The following is a 19,371-nucleotide window of genomic DNA, read 5'->3' as shown; positions in this document are numbered from 1 at the left end:
CGCCGCTGGTGAAGGTTGAGCCGGGGGCCGCGTTGCCGCCATCGCCGCCGGCGCCACCGGTGCCGCCCTGGCCGCCGACGCCCGCGAGGCCGCCGTTGCCGACGGTGCCGCCCTTTCCGCCCACGCCGCCGGCGCCGCCGCTGCCGCCGTTGCCCGGAGCGACGCTGCTGGTCCCGGTCAAGCCGGTCCCGCCGTCGCCGCCGGTCCCGCCCGCCCCGCCGGCTCCGCCGGCGTTCGCAACGACGCCGTACCTGCTGTCGCCGCCATTGCCACCGTTGCCGGCGGCCCCGCCGGAGCCTCCGGTCGGGGCCGTGCCGGCGTCGCTGCCGCCGCCGCCGTTGCCGCCGGCGCCGCCCGCACCGCCTGACTCCGCGGCGTCGCCGGTGCCGCCGGCGCCGCCGTTGCCGCCGTTGCCGCCAGCGCCACCCGCCGCACCGCCGGTGCCGCCGTTGCTGGCGTTGCCGCCGTTGCCACCCAGGCCGCCCGCGCCTCCGGCGCCGCCGTCTGCGCTCAACTTGCCGCCAGCGCCCTTCCCGGCCGTGCCGGCGGCGCCGCCGTTGCCGCCCGCACCGCCAGCGCCGCCACTGCCGGTGGTCACGGCAGAACCATTGCCACCGGCCCCGCCGGCGCCGCCAGTGCCGCCCGCACCGCTTGCGCCGTTGGTGCCGCCGATGCCGGAGTTGCCTCCGTTGCCGCCGATACCGCCGGACCCACCGCTGCCGCCCGCCCGGCCGTTGCCGTTTGGCGCGGTGTTGCCGGTGGCGCCGTTGCCACCCCCACCGCCGGCGCCGCCGGCGCCGCCGTTGCCGGTGGTGGCGCCCTTGCCGGCGTTGCCGCCGTTGCCGCCATTACCGCCCGCGCCGCCTGCCGGGGCGGTGGGGTTGGCGCCGCCGTTGTCGAACCCGCCGTCGCCGCCGCTACCGCCCGCGCCGCCCAGGCCGCCGTTGCCGCCGACACTGCCGGAGCCGGTGGCACCGCCGCCATCGCCGCCGGCCCCGCCATTGCCGCCGGCGAAGCCCGCGGCGCCGGCGCCGCCGGTGACGGCGCTGCCGCCAGCCCCGCCGTTGCCGCCATTGCCGCCGACGCTGCTGGCGCCCGCGGTCGCGCCGGTGCCCGCGGTTCCGGCGTTGCCGCCGGCGCCGCCGTTGCCGCCGTTGCCGGGCACGGTGGTGCTGGTGCCGGCGGCGCCGTTGCCGCCGGAGCCGCCGGATCCGCCCGCGCCGGCGTCGCCGCCGGTGCCGGTGGCACCGCCGCCGCCGCCGTTTCCGCCTTTGCCGCCGGCGCCGCCGTTGTCCCCGTTGGGGGCGGTGGTGCCGCTATTGCCGTCGGATCCGTCGCCGCCGTTACCGCCGTGGCCACCGATGCCGCCGTTGCCCGCGGTGGCGCCGGAACCGGCGCGGCCGGCGTCGCCGCCGTTGCCGCCGTTGCCGCCGGCAGGAGCGGTGCCGCCGCCGGCCCCGGAGTCGGGACCCGCGTTGCCCCCGTCGCCGCCATTGCCGCCATTGCCGGCGTTGCCGCCGGTGCCGAAGTTGCCGTCGGCCACACCGTTACCGCCCGAGCCGCCCGCGCCGCCGTTGCCCCCGGCGAAGCCCCCGTTGCCCGCGGTGCCGGCCGCGCCGACGCCGCCGTCGCCGCCATTGCCGCCGTTGCCGCCGGTTCCGTTGTTGCCCTCGGTGGAGCCGCCGCCGGGTTTGCCGCCGGTACCGCCGTTGCCGCCTACGCCGCCGGCACCACCCGCGGCGCCGCCCGTGCCGCCGTCGCCGGCGTCGCCGCCGTTGCCTCCGTTGCCCGCGTCGCCGCCGACATTGCCCGGCCCGACGGGGAAGGCCCGGCCGCCGTCACCGCCGGAGCCGCCGGACCCGCCGGCTCCGCCGGCGCCGCTGGTGAAGGTGGAGCCCGCAGCGGCGTTGCCGCCGCCGCCGCCAATCCCGCCGTTGCCGCCCGCGCCGCCGGCGCCCGCGGTGCCGCGGTTGATGGCGGCGCCGCCGATTCCGCCGGTGCCGCCGACCCCACCGGCGCCGCCGTCCCCGGGTGCGGTGCCGCCGGTTCCCGCCTTTCCGGCGCCACCGGCGCCCCCGTTGCCGCCGTCGCCGCCGGCCCCGCTGACCCGGCCGACACCGCCGTCGCCGCCCGCTCCGCCGGCGCCGCCCTTGTCGCCGGTGGGCGCGACGGTGCCGTCGTTGCCGTCGGCCCCGTTCCCGCCGTTGCCGCCGTTGCCGCCGTTGCCGTCGCTGCCGGTGTTGAAGCCGGTGCCGGCGATGCCGGCGGAGCCGCCGTTACCGCCATTGCCGCCCGCTGGAGCGGTGGTGCCGCCGGTCCCGGGATCGGGCCCGGCGTTGCCGCCGCTGCCACCGTCGCCGCCGCTGCCGGCGTTGCCGCCGGTACCGGTGCTGGGGGTGCCGGCGCCGCCGCCGTTGCCACCGACCCCACCGGCCCCGCCCGCCGTTAGCGGCGCCGACGGCGCCGTCCCCGCCATTACCGCCGGTGCCGCCGTTGCCGGCGTTGCCCGCCTGCGCGCCGATGGCCAGCCCGCCGTCGCCGCCGCGCCGCCGGCCCCGCCGGTGCCGCCGCCCGCGCCGGCGTCGCCGGCGCCGCCGCCGGTGCCGCCGTCGCCGCCGGCACCGGTGGTGCCGAGCTCCGTGCCGTTGCCGGCCGCGCCGCCGGTGCCGCCCGCGCCACCGTTGCCGCCGTTGGCGCCGGTGAGGCCGCTGGTGCCGGTGCCGCCGCCGGTGCCGCCGGCGCCGCCGCTGCCGGCATTGCCGCCGGCGCCGCCGTGACCGATGTCCTCGAAGGGGGTGCCGTCGTCGTGCCCCGCGGTCCCGCCGGCCCCGCCGTTGCCGCCGGCTCCGCCGTTGCCGCCCGTGCCTGGCGCGCCGCCATCGACGCCGGTCATGCCCGTGCCGCCGGCGCCGCCCGAGCCACCGCTGCCGCCCGCGCCGCCGGTGTCGGTGGTCAGCGCACCGGTGCTGGCCCCGCCGTTGCCTCCGTTGCCCCCGGCCCCGCCGGGGCCGCCGTTGGCGGCAGGCCCAGCATTCGGGATTCCGCCGCCTGTCCAGGTGCCGCCGGTGCCGCCGTTGCCGCCGGCGCCGCCGTTGCCCCCGGTTTCGGCGACGTCGCCAATGCCGCCGCTGCCGCCGTTGCCGCCGTCGCCGCCGTTGCTGCCGGTAACTCCCGCGTTTTGTTGCCCATTGCCGGCGTTGCCGCCGCTGCCGCCGTTGCCGCCGGCGCCGCCCACCGCGCTTTGCGCGCCGCCGCTTCCGGCGTGGCCGGCACCTCCGCCGTCACCGCCGTTGCCGCCGGCTCCGGCGAGGCCGCCGACACCGCTGGTGCTGGTGGAGTCGCCGCCACTGCCGCCGTCGCCGCCGTTGCCGCCGCCGCCGCTGGCCCCGTTGGTGCCGCCGGCTCCCGAGTTGCCGCCGTTGCCACCGGTGCCGCCGATCCCGCCCGCGCCGCCGTTGTCGCCGATCAACAGAGCGTTGCCGTCGGTGCCGTGGCCGCCGGCCCCGCCGGTGCCGCCGGCACCGCCGTTGCCGCCCGCCGCCGTTGCCGCCGCCCGTTGCCACCGCCTTGCCGCCGGTGCCGCCGTTGCCGCCACTGCCGTGGTTCCGCTCCCGTTGCCGCCGTTGCCGCCGTTGCCGCCGCCCGTCGCCCGCCAACCGTCCGCCGTTGCCGCCGCCGGCGCCGCCGTCCCGGCGCCGCCGCGGTGCCCGCCGCGCCGCCGATGCCCGCCGCCCCGCCGGCCGAGGCGTTACCGCCATGCCCGCCGGCGCCGCCGTTGCCGCCGTTGCTGCTGCCGACGTCAGCGCCGGCGCCGCGCCGCCGCCGCCGCTGCCGCCAAGCCCGCCGCTGCCCGCGGTGCCGCCGGTCCCGGAGTTGCCGCCCACACCGCCGGCGCCGCCGTTGCCGCCCGCGAAGCCGGCGGCCCCGTCGGCGCCGGCGGTGGCGCCTGTCGCGCCGTCGGCGCCGGCCCCGCCGCTGCCGCCGTCGCCGCCATTGCCGGCGGTGCCGAAGGCACCCGCATTGGCCCCGCTGCCGCCCGCCGCGCCGCCGGCCCCGGCGTTGCCGCCGGCGCCGCCGGCCGAGCCGTTGCCTCCGGCGCTGTTGACGCCGGTGGCACCGTCGCCGCCGTTGCCGCCCAGGCCGCCGTTGCCGCCGACACCGCCGCTGCCGCTGGTGGCCAGCGCACCGCTGGCGTGGCCACCCGCACCGCCGTCGCCGCCGGTCCCGCCGGCGCCGCCGGCCTGGCCGATCGCACCCGCGCCCCCGGCCCCGCCGTCCCCGCCCACACCGCCGTGCCCGGCCGCGGCGCCGAGCCCGAACGAGCGACCGCCCGCGCCGCCGGGGCCGCCGCCCCGCCGGCCGGCGGCCGCGCCGGCCGCGCCGCTCCGCCGGCCCCGCCCGAGCCGCCGACCCGCTGGCCGTTCCGCCGTCGCCGCCGGCGCCACCGGCCCGCCGTTGCCGCCCGGCGTCGTCGCCGCCCGCCGGCCCCGCCGTTGCCGCCGCGGCCGCGCAGACCCGCCGACCCGCCGGCCCCGCCGGCCTGCCCGGCCGCGCCCGACCCGCCGTTGCCGCCGTTGCCGCTGAGGATCCCGCCGTCCCCGCCGGCCCGCCCGGTGCCGGGCGCCCCGTCGGCGCCGTCGCCGATAAGCGGGCGGTTCAGCAACAGCTCGGTGGGCGTATTGACAACCCCCATCACGTCGTTTTCCAGGACCTGCAGCGGCGTGGCGTTTCCGTTTTCGGTGCGCGCGTAGGCGGCCTCACCCTCACGGAACGCGGCCACGAATCGATCGTGAAACGACGTGGACTGCGCGCTGAGCGCCTGAAAGTTCTGGCCGTAGGCGCCGAACAGTTTCGCGATCGCCGCCGACACCTCGTCTTGCGCGGCCGCCATGATCCCCGTCGTCGGGGTCGACGCCGCGGAGGTGGCGCCCCTGATGGCCGCCCCGATTCCGGACAGGTCCGACGCCGCAGCCGACAGGGCTTCAGGAGTCACCAATACATACGAAGACATCAAGGACCCCCAAAGTGGGCTGGAAAGGGCGCGCGGGAAATCGTCGAACGGTGCGCCGAACGCTACAGATTTGGAATCGGAAAATACTGCGATTGCCGAACTTGCTCACTTTGCTGTCATGCCGACGTCACGTCAGCCAATACGGCGCCAGCCCGACCAAGGATCCCAACTACTCGTCGTAAGTGACTTCCACCGAATCGGTTTCGGGATGCGACTGGCAGGCCAGGATCAGCCCGTCGTCGAGGTCCTGCTGCTCGAGCACGTCGTTGACTTCCATGCTCACTTTGCCGGCGCGCAGCGTGCAGGCACACGCACCGCAGTGGCCCTCGCGGCAGGAGAACGGCGCATCAAGACCCTTGGCCAGCAGCACGTCCAGCAGCTTGGCGTTGCGCGGCCACGACACAGTGTGGGTCTCGCCGTCCAACTCCACCACGGCGGTGGCGGGCGGCTCGTCACCGCTGTCCTCGATCTTCACCGCCGCGAACGGATCCGAGTCCAGCGACTTGAACACCTCGATATGCACTTGGGCCGCAGGCACTTTGAGCGTTTCCAGCGCAACGCGCGCCGCCTCCATGAAGGGCCCGGGGCCGCAGATGTAGGCGGGCCGGTCGGTGTAGGGCGCGGCCAGCGCAGCCAGGGCCGTCGCGCTGGGCAGTCCCTGCAGCGACTCCAGCCAGTGCAGCACCGTCAGCCGGTCGGGGTACTTGGCGGCCAGGTCGCGCAGCGCGTCGGCGAAAATCACCGAGCGGTCGTCGCGGTTGGCGTACACCAGGGCGACCTGCCCGCTGCCCTCGGACAGCGCCGATTTGCAGATCGACATGATCGGCGTGATCCCGCTGCCGGCGGCCAGCAACAGGAAGTTGTCGTCGAGCGTGCGGGGCACGAAGTTGCCCGACGGCGCCAGCACATGGATTCGCATGCCGGCATGGGCGTGGTCGCACAACCAGTTGGACCCGTAGCCGTCCGCGGTGCGTTTCACCGTGACGGTCAGCGCGTCGTCGGTGAACGGCGAGCTGCACAGCGAATAGCAGCGCGCCACCGAGCCGGTGCGCTCGCTGGGGATGCGCAGGGTCAAAAACTGGCCGGGGGCGTACCGCAACCGCTCGGCGGGGATGTCGGCACCGTCGGGTGCCGCGAACACCAGCGAGCGCGCATCGTCGGTCTCGGCGACGACGTCCGCGATCTGCAGCTCCAGGACATGGTCGCCGAGCGGCTCGTCCAGATCTGCCTCGGTCACGCCCATCCTTTCTGATCCGGCGGAACTAGAACATGTTACAGAAAACCCAATACGTATCGCTACCAGCCGCAGGAATACCCTGCTCGACACAAATCGGAACGTGTTCTAGTCTTCTGTGTTAAATAGGCATCGTTCTTTGGCCGAGGAGGCAACGGCACGTGACGTCCATTCAACAGCGCGACGCGCAATCGGTGTTAGCCGCCATCGACGATCTGCTGCCGCGGATCCGCGAGCGCGCTCAGGCGACGGAGGACCTGCGCCGCCTGCCCGACGAGACGGTCGCCGAACTCGACGAGGCCGGCTTCTTCACCCTGCTGCAACCCGAGCAGTGGGGCGGCCTGCAGTGCGATCCCACCCTGTTCTACGAGGCGGCGCGCCGGCTGGCCAGCGCGTGCGGTTCCACCGGTTGGGTCAGCTCGATCATCGGCGTGCACAACTGGCACCTGGCCCTGTTCGACCAGCGCGCGCAGGAGGAGGTGTGGGGCGAGGACACTCACACCCGGATCTCGTCGTCGTACGCCCCGATGGGTGCGGGCGTCGTGTGCGACGGCGGCTATTTGGTCAACGGTTCGTGGAACTGGTCGTCGGGGTGCGACCACGCGACGTGGGCCTTCCTCGGCGGTCCGGTGATCAAGGACGGACGGCCGGTGGACTTCGGCAGCTTTTTGATCCCGCGCAGCGAGTACCGCATCGATGACGTGTGGCATGTGGTCGGCCTGCGCGGCACCGGCAGCAACACCGTCGTCGTCAAGGACGTCTTCGTGCCCCGGCACCGGTTCCTGTCCTACAAGGCGATGAACGACGGCACCGCCGGCGGCTATCAGACCAACACCGCCCCCGTCTACAAGATGCCTTGGGGCACAATGCATCCCACCACGATCTCGGCGCCCATCGTCGGCATGGCCTACGGCGCATACGACGCGCATGTGGAGCATCAGGGCAAGCGGGTGCGCGCGGCGTTCGCCGGCGAAAAGGCCAAGGACGACCCGTTCGCCAAGGTCCGCATCGCCGAGGCCGCCAGCGACATCGACGCCGCCTGGCGTCAGCTGTCCGGCAACGTGGCCGACGAGTACGCGCTGTTGAGTGCCGGCAAGGAGATCCCGTTCGAGCTGCGCGCCCGTGCGCGGCGCGACCAGGTGCGTGCCACCGCACGCGCCATCGCCTCGATCGACCGGCTGTTCGAGGCGGCCGGTGCCACCGCGTTGATGAATGATCAACCGGTGCAACGCTTCTGGCGCGACGCGCACGCCGGGCGGGTGCACGCGGCCAACGACCCGGAGCGGGCCTACCAGATCTTCGGGAACAACGAGTTCGGGCTGCCGCCCGGCGACACGATGGTATGACCACGACGCAAGAGCTCACCTTCGAGTCCACCTCGCGCTTCGCCGAGGTCGACGTGGACGGCCCGCTGAAGCTGCACTACCACGAGGCCGGCGCCGGCGACACCGTGGTGCTGCTGCACGGCGGCGGCCCGGGCGCGTCGAGCTGGACCAACTTCGCGCGCAACATCGCGGTGCTGGCGCAGCACTTCCACGTGCTGGCCGTCGACCAGCCCGGCTACGGCCACTCCGACAAACGCGCCGAGCACGGCCAGTTCAACCGCTACGCCGCGCGGGCGCTCAAGGGCCTCTTCGACCAGCTGGGCCTGGGACGCGTTCCGCTGGTTGGCAATTCGCTGGGCGGTGGCACCGCGGTGCGGTTCGCGCTGGACTATCCCGACCGGGCCGGGCGGCTGGTGTTGATGGGTCCCGGCGGGCTGAGCGTCAACCTGTTCGCGCCCGACCCCACCGAGGGCGTCAAACGGCTGGGCAAGTTCTCTGCTCAGCCCACCCGGGAAAACCTGGAAGCGTTCCTGCGGGTCATGGTCTACGACCAAAAGCTGATCACCGAGGAACTCATCGACGAGCGCTTCGCGTTGGCCAGCACGCCGGAATCGCTGACCGCGACCCGCGCCATGGGAATGTCGTTCTCCGGGGCCGACTTTGAGCTCGGCATGATGTGGCGCGAGGTCTACAAGCTGCGCCAGCCGGTGCTGCTGATGTGGGGCCGCGAGGACCGGGTCAACCCGCTGGACGGCGCGCTGGTCGCGCTCAAGACCATCCCGCGCGCACAACTGCACGTCTTCGGGCAATGCGGGCACTGGGCGCAGGTAGAGAAGTTCGACGAGTTCAACAAGCTGACCATCGACTTCCTGGGAGGTGGGGCATGAGCATCCGGTCGCTGGGCTACCTGCGCATCGAGGCCACCGACATGGCGGCCTGGCGCGACTACGGCCTGAAAGTCCTCGGCATGGTCGAGGGTAAGGGCAGCACCGAGGGCGCGCTGTATCTGAGGATGGACGATTTCCCGGCGCGGCTGGTGATCGTGCCCGGTGGGCAGGACCGGCTCATCGAAGCCGGCTGGGAATGCGCGAATGCCGAAGGCCTGCAGGAGATTCGGAACCGACTCGACGTGGAGGGCACCCCCTACAAGGAAGCCACCGCCGCAGAGCTGGCGGATCGACGGGTCGACGAGATGATCCGGTTCTCCGACCCGTCGGGCAACTGCCTGGAAATCTTCCACGGCGCCGCGCTGGAGCACCGCCGGGTGGTCAGCCCGTACGGGCACAAGTTCGTCACCAACGAACAGGGCCTGGGGCATGTGGTGTTGACGACCCGCGACGACGAAGAGACGCTGCACTTCTATCGGGATGTGTTGGGCTTCAAGCTGCGTGACTCGATGCGGCTGCCGCCGCAGGTGGTCGGTCGGCCCGCCGACGGGCCGCCGGCCTGGCTGCGTTTCCTGGGCTGCAACCCGCGCCACCACAGCCTGGCCTTCATGCCCGGTCAGACCCCCAGCGGCATCGTGCATCTGATGGTCGAAGTGGAGGAAGCCGACGACGTCGGGCTGTGCCTGGACCGGGCGCTGCGCCGCAAGGTGCCGATGTCGGCGACGCTGGGCCGCCACGTCAACGACCTGATGCTGTCGTTCTACATGAAGACGCCCGGCGGATTCGATGTCGAATTCGGTTGCGAGGGAAGAAAAGTCGACGACAACGACTGGATCGCCCGGGAGAGCACGGCGATCAGTCTGTGGGGCCACGACTTCAGCGTCGGCTTCAAGAGCTGAACATGCCCGCCGCGCCGATCGACCCGCGCACGTTCCGCAACGTGCTGGGTCAGTTCTGCACCGGGATCACCATCATCACCACCGTGCACGACGACGTGCCCATCGGTTTCGCGTGCCAATCCTTCGCGGCGCTGTCGCTGGACCCGCCCCTGGTGCTGTTCTGCCCCACCAAGGTGTCGCGGTCGTGGAAGGCCATCGAGGCCAGCGGGCGGTTCTGCGTCAACATGCTGACCGAAGCGCAGAAGCACGTCTCGGCGCGGTTCGGCTCGAAGCAGCCGGACAAGTTTGCTGGAATCGACTGGCATCCTTCGGAACTCGGTTCGCCGATCATCGACGGATCCCTGGCCTACATCGACTGCACGGTGGCCTCGGTGCACGACGGCGGCGACCACTTCGTGGTGTTCGGCGCGGTGCAGTCGTTATCGGAGGCCCCCAAGATCAAGCCGCGGCCGTTGCTGTTCTACCGCGGCGACTACACCGGCATCGAGCCGGACAAAACCACGCCGGCCCAGTGGCGCGACGACCTGGAAGCGTTCCTCACTACCACGACCCAGGACACCTGGCTCTAACTCGATCGTCGGCTTTCGGCCGGCAATGTTTGGCCGCGGCCTAACGCGGAAATCCGCTGTGTCACGCGCGCCCCGGCCGACGTCGGCCACACGCCGAAGATTTTCCTGATCGCCGGGATGGCCCGTTGAGGGGGCGGGCCATCCCGGCCCTCATCAGGTGGTTGTCCCACCCTAGTTTCTGACGCGACGGTGCGGTCGCCCGAGTTGGTCGAGCCGCACGGCGACGACCGCGACGGCAATCCACATACTGGCGCTCATACTCCGTCCCCGTGACATGGCGCTATCCCGTGCCCACCCTAATCCCCGTATTTGACACAAATCAAACAAACCGGCGTTGAGCTGGCCCAGGGGCTAGCGCGCGTAGGTCGTTTCGGTGTTGGCGTCCTGGAACATCTCGGACACGATCAGCCAGGATCCGTCATGCTGCCGCTGCAGCGCGCGCAACGACAAGTTGTCGCGGTCGAGCGTGCCCCCACCGACCAGTCCCTGGCCCTTCACCTGCAGGTGCGCCGACACCAGGACGACTTCCGGGGGTCAGCACCTTGAAACTCGTCTCCGGGGGGCCGGCCAGCTCGCCCCGGTTGAAATTGTCGTCAACGAACAGGCCCCGCAGGTACTCCACGATGTCACGGCGCCCGCGCTTGACCGTGCCGAAGGCGTTCACCCAGTCCGCGTCGTCGGAGTACACCGTGAGCAGCGCGTCCGCGTCGCGATCGTCGAACGCCTTCAGCAGCGTCAACAGCGTCTTGCCGATCGCCTCCTGGTCCGCGGCCGGCAGCTCGGCGAAACTGCTCATGCGTGCAAAATACCCGTTGACCCTGCACCAGAATGATCTGATGGCATTGGATCTGGCCGCGTACTTCGGCCGCATCAATTACCGCGGCGCCGCCGAGCCGAATCTCGAGGTCCTGCAGGACCTGGTGACGGCGCACACGCACAGCATTCCGTTCGAGAACCTGGATCCCCTGTTGGGCGTGCCGGTCGACGACCTGAGCCCGGCGGCGTTGTTCGACAAGCTGGTGCGCCGGGGCCGGGGCGGCTACTGCTACGAGCAGAACGGGTTGATGGGCTACGTGCTGGCGGAAATCGGTTTCCGGGTGCGGCGATTGGCCGGGCGGGTGGTGTGGATGGCGCCGCCGGACTCCGCGGTGCCGGCGCAGACGCATACCGTGCTGGCGGTGACCTTCCCCGGTTCGCAGGGCTCCTATCTCGTCGACGTCGGTTTCGGCGGTCAGACACCGACCTCACCGCTGCGCATCGAAACCGGCAACGCCCAGCAGACGACGCGGGAGCCATACCGCCTGCAGGACCGCGGCGACGGCCTGGTCTTGCAGGTCCAAATCCGCGACGAGTGGCAGTCACTCTACGAGTTCGGCATGCGGACCCAGCCGGACATCGACCTGCGGGTGGGCAGCTGGTACGTCTCGACCAACCCGTCGTCGCATTTCGTGACCAACCTGATGGTGGCGATCGTGACCGACGACGCCCGCTGCAACCTGGCCGACCGGAATTTGACCATCCACCGCGCCGACGCGACGGAGAAGTTCGTCCTCGCCGATGCGGCCGCCGTGGTCGACATGCTGGGGGACCGGTTCGGCATCAACGTGGCAGATGTCGGCGAGCGCGGCGCGCTCGAGGCGCGCATCGATCGGCTACCGGCCGGGCAGCCAGGGCCCGATGCGCCGTAGCGCTTCTTCGATGTCGCTTGTTGGCCCGGCGAACGATAGCCGAACGAACGAGCCGCCGCGCTCGGTATCGAAGTCGATGCCCGGCGCAATGGCAACACCGGTGTCGCTCAACAGCTTCGAGCAGAAGGCCATCGAGTCATCGGTGAAATCCGAGACGTCGGCGTAGACGTAGAACGCACCGTCGGTCGGGGCCAGCCGGTCGACGCCGATACCGCGCAAACCGTCCAACAGCAGCGAGCGGTTGCCCGCGTAATGGCGCAGATTGCCGTCGGCTTCGGCGACGGACTCGGGGGTGAACGCGGCGACCGCGGCAACCTGCGACAGCACCGGGGGGCAGATGGTGAAGTTGCCGGTCAGGCAGTCCACCGCGCGGCGCAATTCGGTCGGTACCAGCAGCCAACCCAGCCGCCAGCCGGTCATCGCGTAGTACTTGGAAAAGCTGTTGACCACCACCGCATTTCGTGAGGTCTGCCAGGCGCAGCTGGTCTGCGGCGCGCCGTCGTACACCAGGCCGTGGTAGACCTCGTCGCTGATCAGCCGCACCCCGGCGTCGTCGCACCAGGTCGCGATCGCCGCCAGCTCCGCGGGCGGTATCACCGTCCCGGTCGGGTTGGCCGGGCTGGCGACGACCACGCCTCGCACCGGCGGATCGAGTTCGGCAAGCATCTGCGCGGTGGGCTGAAACCGGGTCTGCGGCCCGCACTGCAGGTCGACGACCTCACATCCCAACGCCGACAAAATGTTTCGATAGCACGGGTACCCGGGACTGGCCATCGCCACCCGATCGCCCACGTCGAAGCACGACAAGAACGCGAGCAGGAATCCGCCCGACGACCCGGTGGTGACCACCACCGCGTCGGCATCGACGTCAATGCCGTGGGTGCGCCGGTAATCCGCCGCTATCGCCGAGCGCAGCTCCGGGATGCCCAGTGCCACGGTGTAACCCAGCTGATTGACGTGCAGGGCCGCGGCCGCGGCGGCCCGCACCGGCTCGGGTGCGCCCACACTCGGCTGGCCGGCCGACAGGTTGACCAGATCGCCGTGGCTGCGTTGCCGTTCGGCGGCGGCCAGCCAGACATCCATCACATAGAACGGCGGGATGCCGGCGCGCAGGGCGACACGATCCGTCACGGCGTGGCAAACACCTCTGCCTCCAGCCGCTGCAGCAGCTGTCGTGGCGCATCGAGCAGTTGAGCGCTGCCGTGTGCGCGCTTGAAATACAGGTGCATGTCGTGTTCCCAGGTGATCGCGATGCCGCCGTGCAGCTGGATGCCCTCGGCCGCCACCATACTGAGTGTCTCGGTGGCGGCCAGCCGCGCGGTGGCGGCGTTGGCCGGGGTGGGTGCGACGCACGCCTCGGCGACGACGGCGCGTGCGGCCGAAACGGCGACGTAAAGGTCGGCCATCCGGTGCTTGAGGGCCTGAAAGCTGCCGATCGGCCGGCCGAACTGCACCCGGCTCTTGGCGTATTCGACGGTCAGCTCCAGACAGCGTTCGGCGGCGCCGATCTGCTCGGCCGCCAGCAGCACGGCGGCGGCGTCGGCGATGCCGGGGTCGTCGCCCACATCGACGGTCGCCTCGGCCTGCACCCGGGCCAGCCGACGGGTGGGGTCCATGGTGGCGACGGGCTGCGCGCTGAATCGGGTCCACCGGCTCAGCTTCCCTCCCGCCGCGGCCACGACGACGTCGGCGATGTCCCCGTTCACCACGTAGTCGGCGTCGAGCACCAGCGCGCCGATCGAGGCGCCCTCGGCCAGGGCTGCCAGCGTCTCGGCGTCCGGCTCGGGCGCGGCCAGCAGCGCGAGCTCCGCCAGCGTGGTACCCAGCAGCGGGGAGGGCACCAGCGCGCGACCCAGCTCCTGCAGAACCGTTGCGGCATCGGCCAATTCGCCGCCGGCGCCGCCCAGCTCCTCGGGTATCACCAGTGCCGCGGCCCCGACCTGCTCGCACAGCAGCCGCCACAGCGACTCGTCGTAGCCCTGGTCGGACTCCATCGCCGCCCGCACGGCCGCCGGGCCCGCGTGCTTGGCCACCAGCGCCGCCACGGTTTCGCGCAACAGCTCGCGTTCTTCAGTCACAGCGCCTCCAATACCCTGCGCCGATGCGCCTCCGGAGTACCCCACGCCGAGCGCAATGCCTGCACGCGCAGCAGCAACAGGGACAGGTCGTGCTCTTGGGTGAATCCGATCGCCCCGTGCGTCTGCAACGCCGAGCGCGCCGCCAGCAGGCCCGCCTCCGACGCCGCCGCCTTAGCCGCGCTCACGTCCCGTGGCTGCAGCGACAGCGCCGCGCCGTAGACCAGCGGGCGCGCCAATTCGATCGCGATGTGTACGTCGGCGAGCTTGTGCTTGATCGCCTGATACGAGCCGATGATCCGGCCGAACTGCGTGCGCTGCTTGGCGTAGTCGACGGCGGCGTCGCGCAGCGCCTCGGCGGCGCCGACCAATTGCGCCGCGGTGGCCAACGCCCCGAACTCGTAGGCGCGCCGGACGTCTGCCTGCCACGCCGCACCGGCCGCCGTCACCTCGAACAGCCGGCGGCTGGGATCGACGGACTCGTGCTCCGCCCCCGGCTCCGCCTCGCTGACGCCGTGATCGCCGGCGAGCAGCACCAGCCCGGCCGTGTCGGCGTCGACGGCGCGCGGCACCTGCGGCGGCAGTGCGACGGTGGCGATCAGCTCTCCGGAAGCCAGCCCGGCGCTGCGTTGATCGTCAGCCAGCAAAACCGGTGCGACGGCGATGGATTCGGCCACCGGACCGGGTACGCACCAACGCCCCAGCCGCTCCAGCGCGACCACCAGATCCACCGGGTCGGCCTCCAGCCCGTCGAACTTCTCCGGCACGGCCAGCGCGGTGACGCCGAGGTTGGCCAGCTGCTCCCACACCTTGCGCCCCGCCGCGACGTCACCGGCCGACCACGCGCGCACCGCGGCGGGCAGGTCCGCCGCGCCCAGCGCCGCGTCGATGCTGGCCGCGAAGTCGCGTTGCTGTTCGTCGAGCGCGAATTTCACTTCGTGGCCCCCTTCGGCTCCCGAGGCAGGCCCAGCAGGCGTTCCGAAATGATGTTGCGCTGAATCTCATTGGTGCCGGCGTAGATCGGCCCGCCCAGGGCGAACAGCAGGCCGTCGGTCCACGGGCCGGTCAGCTCCCCGTCGGCGCCCAGCAGGTCCAGCGCGGTCTGATGGATGGCCATGTCCAGGTCGGACCAAAACACCTTGGTCACCGACGATTCGGCACCCAGCTCCCCGCCGGCGGCCAGCCTGGTCACCGTGCCGAAGGTCTGCAGCCGGTAGGCCTGCGCATTGATCCATGCCTCGGCGACCCGGTCGGCGAACGCATCGGGTGAGCCGCGGTCCTTCCACAGCGCCACCAGGCGTTCGGCGGCCGCGAGGAAGCGGGCCGGGCTGCGCAGTGACATGCCGCGTTCGTTGCTCGACGTGCTCATCGCCGCCCGCCAGCCGTCGTTCGGGGTGCCGATCACGTCCTCGTCGGGCACGAAGACGTCGTCGAGGAAGATCTCACCGAAGCCGGTGTCACCGCCGAGTTGAACGATCGGCCGCACCGTCGCGCCCTTGGCCTTCAGGTCGAACATGAAGTACGTCAGGCCGTTGTGCCGTTCGGCCGCCGGGTCGGACCGGAACAGCCCGAATCCCATCTCGGCGAACGGGGCCCGTGAACTCCAGATCTTCTGACCGTTAAGCAGCCACCCGCCGTCGGTTTTCGAAGCGGTGGACCGCAGCGACGCGAGGTCGCTGCCCGATTCCGGCTCCGACCAGGCCTGAGCCCAAATCTGTTCGCCGCTAGCCATTTTCGGCAGGATGCGGTCCAGCTGATCCTCGGTGCCGTGGGCGAACAGCGTCGGGGCCAGCATCGAGGTGCCATTGGCGCTGGCCCGGCCCGGTGCACCGGCGCGGAAGTACTCCTCCTCGAACACCACCCAGTGCAGCAGCGGCGCGTCGCGGCCGCCGTACTTCTTCGGCCAGGTGATCACCGACAGCCCGGCGTCGAACAGCACCCGATCCCAATGACGGTGCTGCGCAAAGCCTTCGGCGTTGTCGTAAGACTTCGTCGGTATCGAATCGGCATTGGCCGACAGAAACTCCCGCACCTCGGCCTGGAACGCCAACGTCGCCTCGTCCAGCGCTAGATCCATGTGCAATCCATTTAGCCAAGCTCCCGCAGTTGTGGTTTGACGACCTTGCCGCCGGCATTGCGCGGCAACTCCTCGACGAATCGCACCGAGCGCGGTGCCTTGAAGTTCGCCAAATGCTCACGGGTGTAAGCGATCACCGACGCCTCATCGAGTTGCGAGCCGGGCCGCGTCACGATGAACGCCCGCCCGACCTCGCCCAGGCGCTGGTCGGGAACCCCGATCACCGCCGCGTCGGCGACGCCGTCCATCCGGGCCAGCACCTGCTCGACCTCGGCCGGGTAGACGTTGAACCCGCCGCAGATGTACATGTCCTTGAGGCGATCGGTGATGCGCAGGTTCCCGCGCTCGTCGACCTCGCCGACGTCTCCGGTGTGCAGCCAGCCGTCCGCGTCGATGGCCGCGGCGGTCGCCTCTGGATCGTCGAGATAGCCCAACATCACGTTGGGCCCGCGCAGCAACACCTCGCCGCCGTCACCGATGCGTAGTTCGAAGTCGGCGAACGGGCGCCCGCACGTGGTCGCGACGGTCACCGCGTCGTCCTCGGGGCGGCACATCGTGCCCATGCCGTTGGCCTCGGTCAGCCCGTAGGCGGTCAGCACGATATCGATGTCGAGTTCGGACTGCATGCGCTCCACCAGCACCACCGGCACCGTGGCCGCCCCGGTCACCGCGAAGCGCAGCGAGGTCAGGTCGTAGTCGCCGCGCGCCGGGTGGTCGAGCAGCGTCTGGTAGATGGTGGGCGGCCCGGGCAGCACGGTGATGCGGTGTCGCTCGATCGCCTGCAGCGTGGCCAGCGGATCGAACGTCAGGTGCGGGATCAGCGTCGCGCCGGTCTGCAGGCAGGCCAGGATGCCGGCCTTGTAGCCGAAGTTGTGGAAGAACGGGTTGATGCACAGGTAGCGGTCGTCGCTGGTGATCTTGCCGTTGGCGGCCCAGGACGCCGAGCCGCCGAGGGATTGCCGGTGCGCGCACAGCACGCCTTTGCTGCGCCCGGTGGTGCCGGAGGTGAACAGGATGTCGCTGACGTCGTCGGGGGTGACGGCGCCGGCGCGGGTCAGCACCGCGGCCGTGTCGGCGCCGCGCGCGACGAACTCGTCCCACGTCCCGTCGTCCGCCTCGATCGGAATACGGATGATGTGCCGCAGCGCCGGCAGCGCCTCGCGGTCCAAGTCGGCGACCCGGTCGTTGCCGAGGAACCGACCCATGCCGAACAGCACCGGCGCGCGGGTGCGGGCCAGGATGTCGCCGGCCTCGGACGCGGTGTAGCGGGTGTTCAGCGGCACCATGGCGGCGCCCGCGTGGTGGATCGCCAGGCACGCCACCACCCAGTGCCAGGTGTTCGGCGACCAGATGGCCACCCGGTCGCCGGGCCGCACGCCGAGCGCGATCAGCGCGGCCGCCGCCCGGTGTACCTCGTCGCGCAAACCGGCCGCGGTGAAGGATCGGTCGTCGGTGATTAGCGCGTCGTGGTCGGGAAGCTGGCTCGCGAAACGATCCAGCGCCGCCGGAATGGTGCCCACCACCGCTCGCGAGCGTGCGTGTTTGTGCAGTGACACGCCGCGATTGCTGGCATTCTGCGCACCCTCGTCGGCGATGACCCGGCTCCTCCTCACGCGGCTTCGCCGCCACTCCTAACAAAGCAAGTGCTTGGTAGGTTAGCCTACAGGGCATGCAGGACGTCGAGGACTTCCGGGCCGAGGTCCGCCAGTGGCTCGCCGACAATCTGGTCGGCGAATTCGCGGCACTCAAGGGTCTGGGTGGGCCCGGCCGCGAGCACGAGGCCTTCGAGGAGCGCCGCGCCTGGAATCAGCACCTCGCCCGGGCCGGACTGACCTGCCTGGGGTGGCCGGTCGAGCACGGCGGACGCGGGCTCTCCACCGCGCACCGGGTGGCGTTCTACGAGGAGTACGCGCGGGCCGACGCCCCGGACAAGGTGAACCACTTCGGCGAGGAGCTGCTGGGCCCCACGCTGATCGCGTTCGGCACCCCTGAGCAGCAGCAGCGCTTCCTACCGAAGATCCTCGATGTCACCGAGCTGTGGTGCCAGGGCTATTCGGAGCCCGGCGCCGGCAGCGACCTGGCCAACGTCGCGACCACCGCCGAACTCGACGGCGACCAGTGGGTGATCAACGGCCAGAAGGTGTGGACGTCGTTGGCGCACCTGTCGCAGTGGTGCTTCGTGGTGGCGCGCACCGAGAAGGGCTCCAAGCGCCACGCCGGGTTGTCGTATCTGCTTGTGCCGCTGGACCAGCCGGGCGTGCAGGTGCGGCCGATCGTCCAGATCACCGGCACCGCGGAGTTCAACGAGGTGTTCTTCGACGACGCCCGCACCGACGCCAACCTGGTGGTCGGCGAGCCCGGCGACGGCTGGCGGGTCGCGATGGGGACGCTGACCTTCGAGCGCGGCGTCTCGACGCTGGGACAGCAGATCCGCTATGCCCGTGAGCTTTCCAACCTGGCCGAGCTGGCGCAGCGCACCGGCGCGGCCGAAGACCCGCTGATCCGCCAGCGCCTGACCCAGGCCTGGACCGGGCTGCGGGCGATGCGGTCCTACGCGCTGGCCACCATGGACGTCGAGCAGCCGGGGCAGGACAACGTGTCAAAACTGTTGTGGGCCAACTGGCATCGCAGCCTGGGTGAGCTGGCGATGGACGTGATCGGCAAGCCAGGGATCACCATGGCCGACGGCGAATTCGACGAATGGCAACGGCTGTACCTGTTCACCCGCGCCGACACCATCTACGGCGGCTCCAACGAGATCCAGCGCAACATCATCGCCGAGCGGGTGCTCGGTCTGCCCAGGGAGGTGAAGGGGTGACGCTCTCCGTAGCGCCCAAAGAGATTGCCGGACACGGACTTCTGGCCGGCAAGGTGGTGGTGGTGACCGCGGCCGCGGGCACTGGAATCGGTTCGGCGACCGCGCGCCGCGCCCTGGCCGAGGGCGCCGACGTGCTGATCTCCGACCATCACGAGCGCCGGCTGGGCGAGGCCGCCGCCGAACTGTCCGCGCTGGGGCAGGGCCGGGTGGAAAGCGTGGTGTGCGACGTGACGTCCACCGCGCAGGTCGACGCGCTGATCCAGTCGGCCACCGCCCGGATGGGACGCATCGACGTGCTGGTCAACAACGCCGGCCTGGGCGGGCAGACGCCGGTGGCCGACATGACCGACGAGGAGTGGGACCGCGTCCTGGATGTCACCCTGACATCGGTGTTCCGGGCCACCCGCGCGGCGCTGCGGTATTTCCGCGACGCGCAACACGGCGGGGTGATCGTCAACAACGCCAGCGTGCTGGGCTGGCGGGCCCAGCACTCACAGTCACACTACGCCGCGGCCAAAGCCGGCGTGATGGCGTTAACCCGTTGCAGCGCAATAGAAGCCGCCGAGTTCGGGGTCCGGATCAACGCGGTGTCGCCCAGCATCGCGCGGCACAAATTTCTGGAGAAGACGTCGTCGGCCGAGCTGCTGGACCGCCTGTCCGCCGACGAGGCGTTCGGGCGCGCCGCCGAACCCTGGGAAGTGGCGGCCACCATCGCGTTTCTGGCCAGTGACTACTCCAGCTACCTCACCGGAGAGGTGATTTCGGTCTCCAGCCAGCACCCGTGAGGG

Annotated in this window: 14 protein-coding genes and 1 pseudogene; 7 read left to right on the top strand and 8 right to left on the bottom strand. The window is 71.6% G+C overall.

Annotated features, from left to right (window positions below; genetic code table 11):
- Positions 1-34 precede the first annotated feature (34 nt).
- A pseudogene (locus G6N66_RS30605) lies at positions 35-5,011 on the bottom strand (PE family protein); the annotation flags it as partial.
- A gap of 169 nt (positions 5,012-5,180) precedes the next feature.
- The gene (locus G6N66_RS24325) at positions 5,181-6,248 is read right to left on the bottom strand and encodes a ferredoxin--NADP reductase (RefSeq protein WP_085234867.1); all 1,068 of its coding nucleotides are present in this window, start codon (positions 6,246-6,248) and stop codon (positions 5,181-5,183) included.
- A 158-nt stretch (positions 6,249-6,406) separates the two neighbouring features.
- On the opposite strand from G6N66_RS24325, the gene hsaA reads away from it, so the two are divergent.
- Genes hsaA through hsaB form a run of 4 tightly spaced genes read left to right on the top strand, consistent with a single transcriptional unit; the run spans position 6,407 to position 9,925 of the window.
- Complete coding sequence (hsaA, locus tag G6N66_RS24320) at positions 6,407-7,591, top strand: 3-hydroxy-9,10-secoandrosta-1,3,5(10)-triene-9,17-dione monooxygenase oxygenase subunit (RefSeq protein WP_085234841.1); 1,185 nt, start codon at positions 6,407-6,409, stop codon at positions 7,589-7,591.
- On the top strand, positions 7,588-8,457 hold the full coding sequence (gene hsaD, locus G6N66_RS24315; protein ID WP_085234840.1) for a 4,5:9,10-diseco-3-hydroxy-5,9,17-trioxoandrosta-1(10),2-diene-4-oate hydrolase: 870 nt from the start codon (positions 7,588-7,590) through the stop codon (positions 8,455-8,457). Before hsaA ends, hsaD begins: the two co-directional genes overlap by 4 nt.
- Entirely contained in the window at positions 8,454-9,356 is a 903-nt protein-coding gene (hsaC, locus tag G6N66_RS24310; protein ID WP_085234839.1) for an iron-dependent extradiol dioxygenase HsaC, read from the top strand. The genes hsaD and hsaC overlap by 4 nt, the downstream gene beginning before the upstream one ends.
- Before the next feature lie 2 nt (positions 9,357-9,358).
- The gene (gene hsaB, locus G6N66_RS24305) at positions 9,359-9,925 is read left to right on the top strand and encodes a 3-hydroxy-9,10-secoandrosta-1,3,5(10)-triene-9,17-dione monooxygenase reductase subunit (RefSeq protein ID WP_085234838.1); all 567 of its coding nucleotides are present in this window, start codon (positions 9,359-9,361) and stop codon (positions 9,923-9,925) included.
- Positions 9,926-10,343: 418 nt separating this feature from the next.
- On the opposite strand, the gene G6N66_RS24300 is transcribed toward hsaB, so the two are convergent.
- Positions 10,344-10,721 (bottom strand): YybH family protein, encoded by a 378-nt coding sequence (locus tag G6N66_RS24300; RefSeq protein ID WP_163645911.1) that lies wholly within the window; start codon positions 10,719-10,721, stop codon positions 10,344-10,346.
- 40 nt (positions 10,722-10,761) lie between these two features.
- Here G6N66_RS24300 and G6N66_RS24295 point away from each other — a divergent pair, with 40 nt between their 5' ends.
- Complete coding sequence (locus G6N66_RS24295) at positions 10,762-11,613, top strand: arylamine N-acetyltransferase family protein (protein WP_085234866.1); 852 nt, start codon at positions 10,762-10,764, stop codon at positions 11,611-11,613.
- Here the strand turns inward: G6N66_RS24295 and G6N66_RS24290 are convergent.
- The 5 genes from G6N66_RS24290 to fadD3 are packed head-to-tail and all read right to left on the bottom strand — an operon-like array spanning position 11,578 to position 17,288.
- Entirely contained in the window at positions 11,578-12,744 is a 1,167-nt protein-coding gene (locus tag G6N66_RS24290) for a pyridoxal phosphate-dependent aminotransferase (RefSeq protein WP_085234837.1), read from the bottom strand. The genes G6N66_RS24295 and G6N66_RS24290 overlap by 36 nt on opposite strands.
- Positions 12,741-13,691, bottom strand: a complete 951-nt coding sequence (gene ipdE2, locus G6N66_RS24285; RefSeq protein ID WP_085234836.1) for an acyl-CoA dehydrogenase IpdE2 — start codon at positions 13,689-13,691, stop codon at positions 12,741-12,743. Before ipdE2 ends, G6N66_RS24290 begins: the two co-directional genes overlap by 4 nt.
- Positions 13,688-14,623, bottom strand: coding sequence for an acyl-CoA dehydrogenase family protein (locus tag G6N66_RS24280; RefSeq protein WP_085234835.1), 936 nt, complete (start codon positions 14,621-14,623; stop codon positions 13,688-13,690). The genes ipdE2 and G6N66_RS24280 overlap by 4 nt, the downstream gene beginning before the upstream one ends.
- On the bottom strand, positions 14,620-15,765 hold the full coding sequence (locus tag G6N66_RS24275; RefSeq protein ID WP_085234834.1) for an acyl-CoA dehydrogenase family protein: 1,146 nt from the start codon (positions 15,763-15,765) through the stop codon (positions 14,620-14,622). The genes G6N66_RS24280 and G6N66_RS24275 overlap by 4 nt, the downstream gene beginning before the upstream one ends.
- Before the next feature lie 11 nt (positions 15,766-15,776).
- The gene (fadD3, locus tag G6N66_RS24270; RefSeq protein ID WP_085234865.1) at positions 15,777-17,288 is read right to left on the bottom strand and encodes a 3-((3aS,4S,7aS)-7a-methyl-1,5-dioxo-octahydro-1H-inden-4-yl)propanoate--CoA ligase FadD3; all 1,512 of its coding nucleotides are present in this window, start codon (positions 17,286-17,288) and stop codon (positions 15,777-15,779) included.
- Positions 17,289-17,434: 146 nt separating this feature from the next.
- On the opposite strand from fadD3, the gene ipdE1 reads away from it, so the two are divergent.
- On the top strand, positions 17,435-18,583 hold the full coding sequence (gene ipdE1, locus G6N66_RS24265; protein WP_085234833.1) for an acyl-CoA dehydrogenase IpdE1: 1,149 nt from the start codon (positions 17,435-17,437) through the stop codon (positions 18,581-18,583).
- Positions 18,580-19,368, top strand: coding sequence for a (5R,7aS)-5-hydroxy-7a-methyl-1-oxo-2,3,5,6,7,7a-hexahydro-1H-indene-carboxyl-CoA reductase (gene ipdF, locus G6N66_RS24260; RefSeq protein ID WP_085234832.1), 789 nt, complete (start codon positions 18,580-18,582; stop codon positions 19,366-19,368). The genes ipdE1 and ipdF overlap by 4 nt, the downstream gene beginning before the upstream one ends.
- Positions 19,369-19,371 lie beyond the last annotated feature (3 nt).

The organism is Mycobacterium conspicuum (assembly GCF_010730195.1).
In the GTDB taxonomy this organism is placed as follows: domain Bacteria; phylum Actinomycetota; class Actinomycetes; order Mycobacteriales; family Mycobacteriaceae; genus Mycobacterium; species Mycobacterium conspicuum.
The sequence above is the reverse complement of the archived record's forward strand: the minus strand, read 5'-3'. Positions and strand labels throughout refer to the sequence as shown.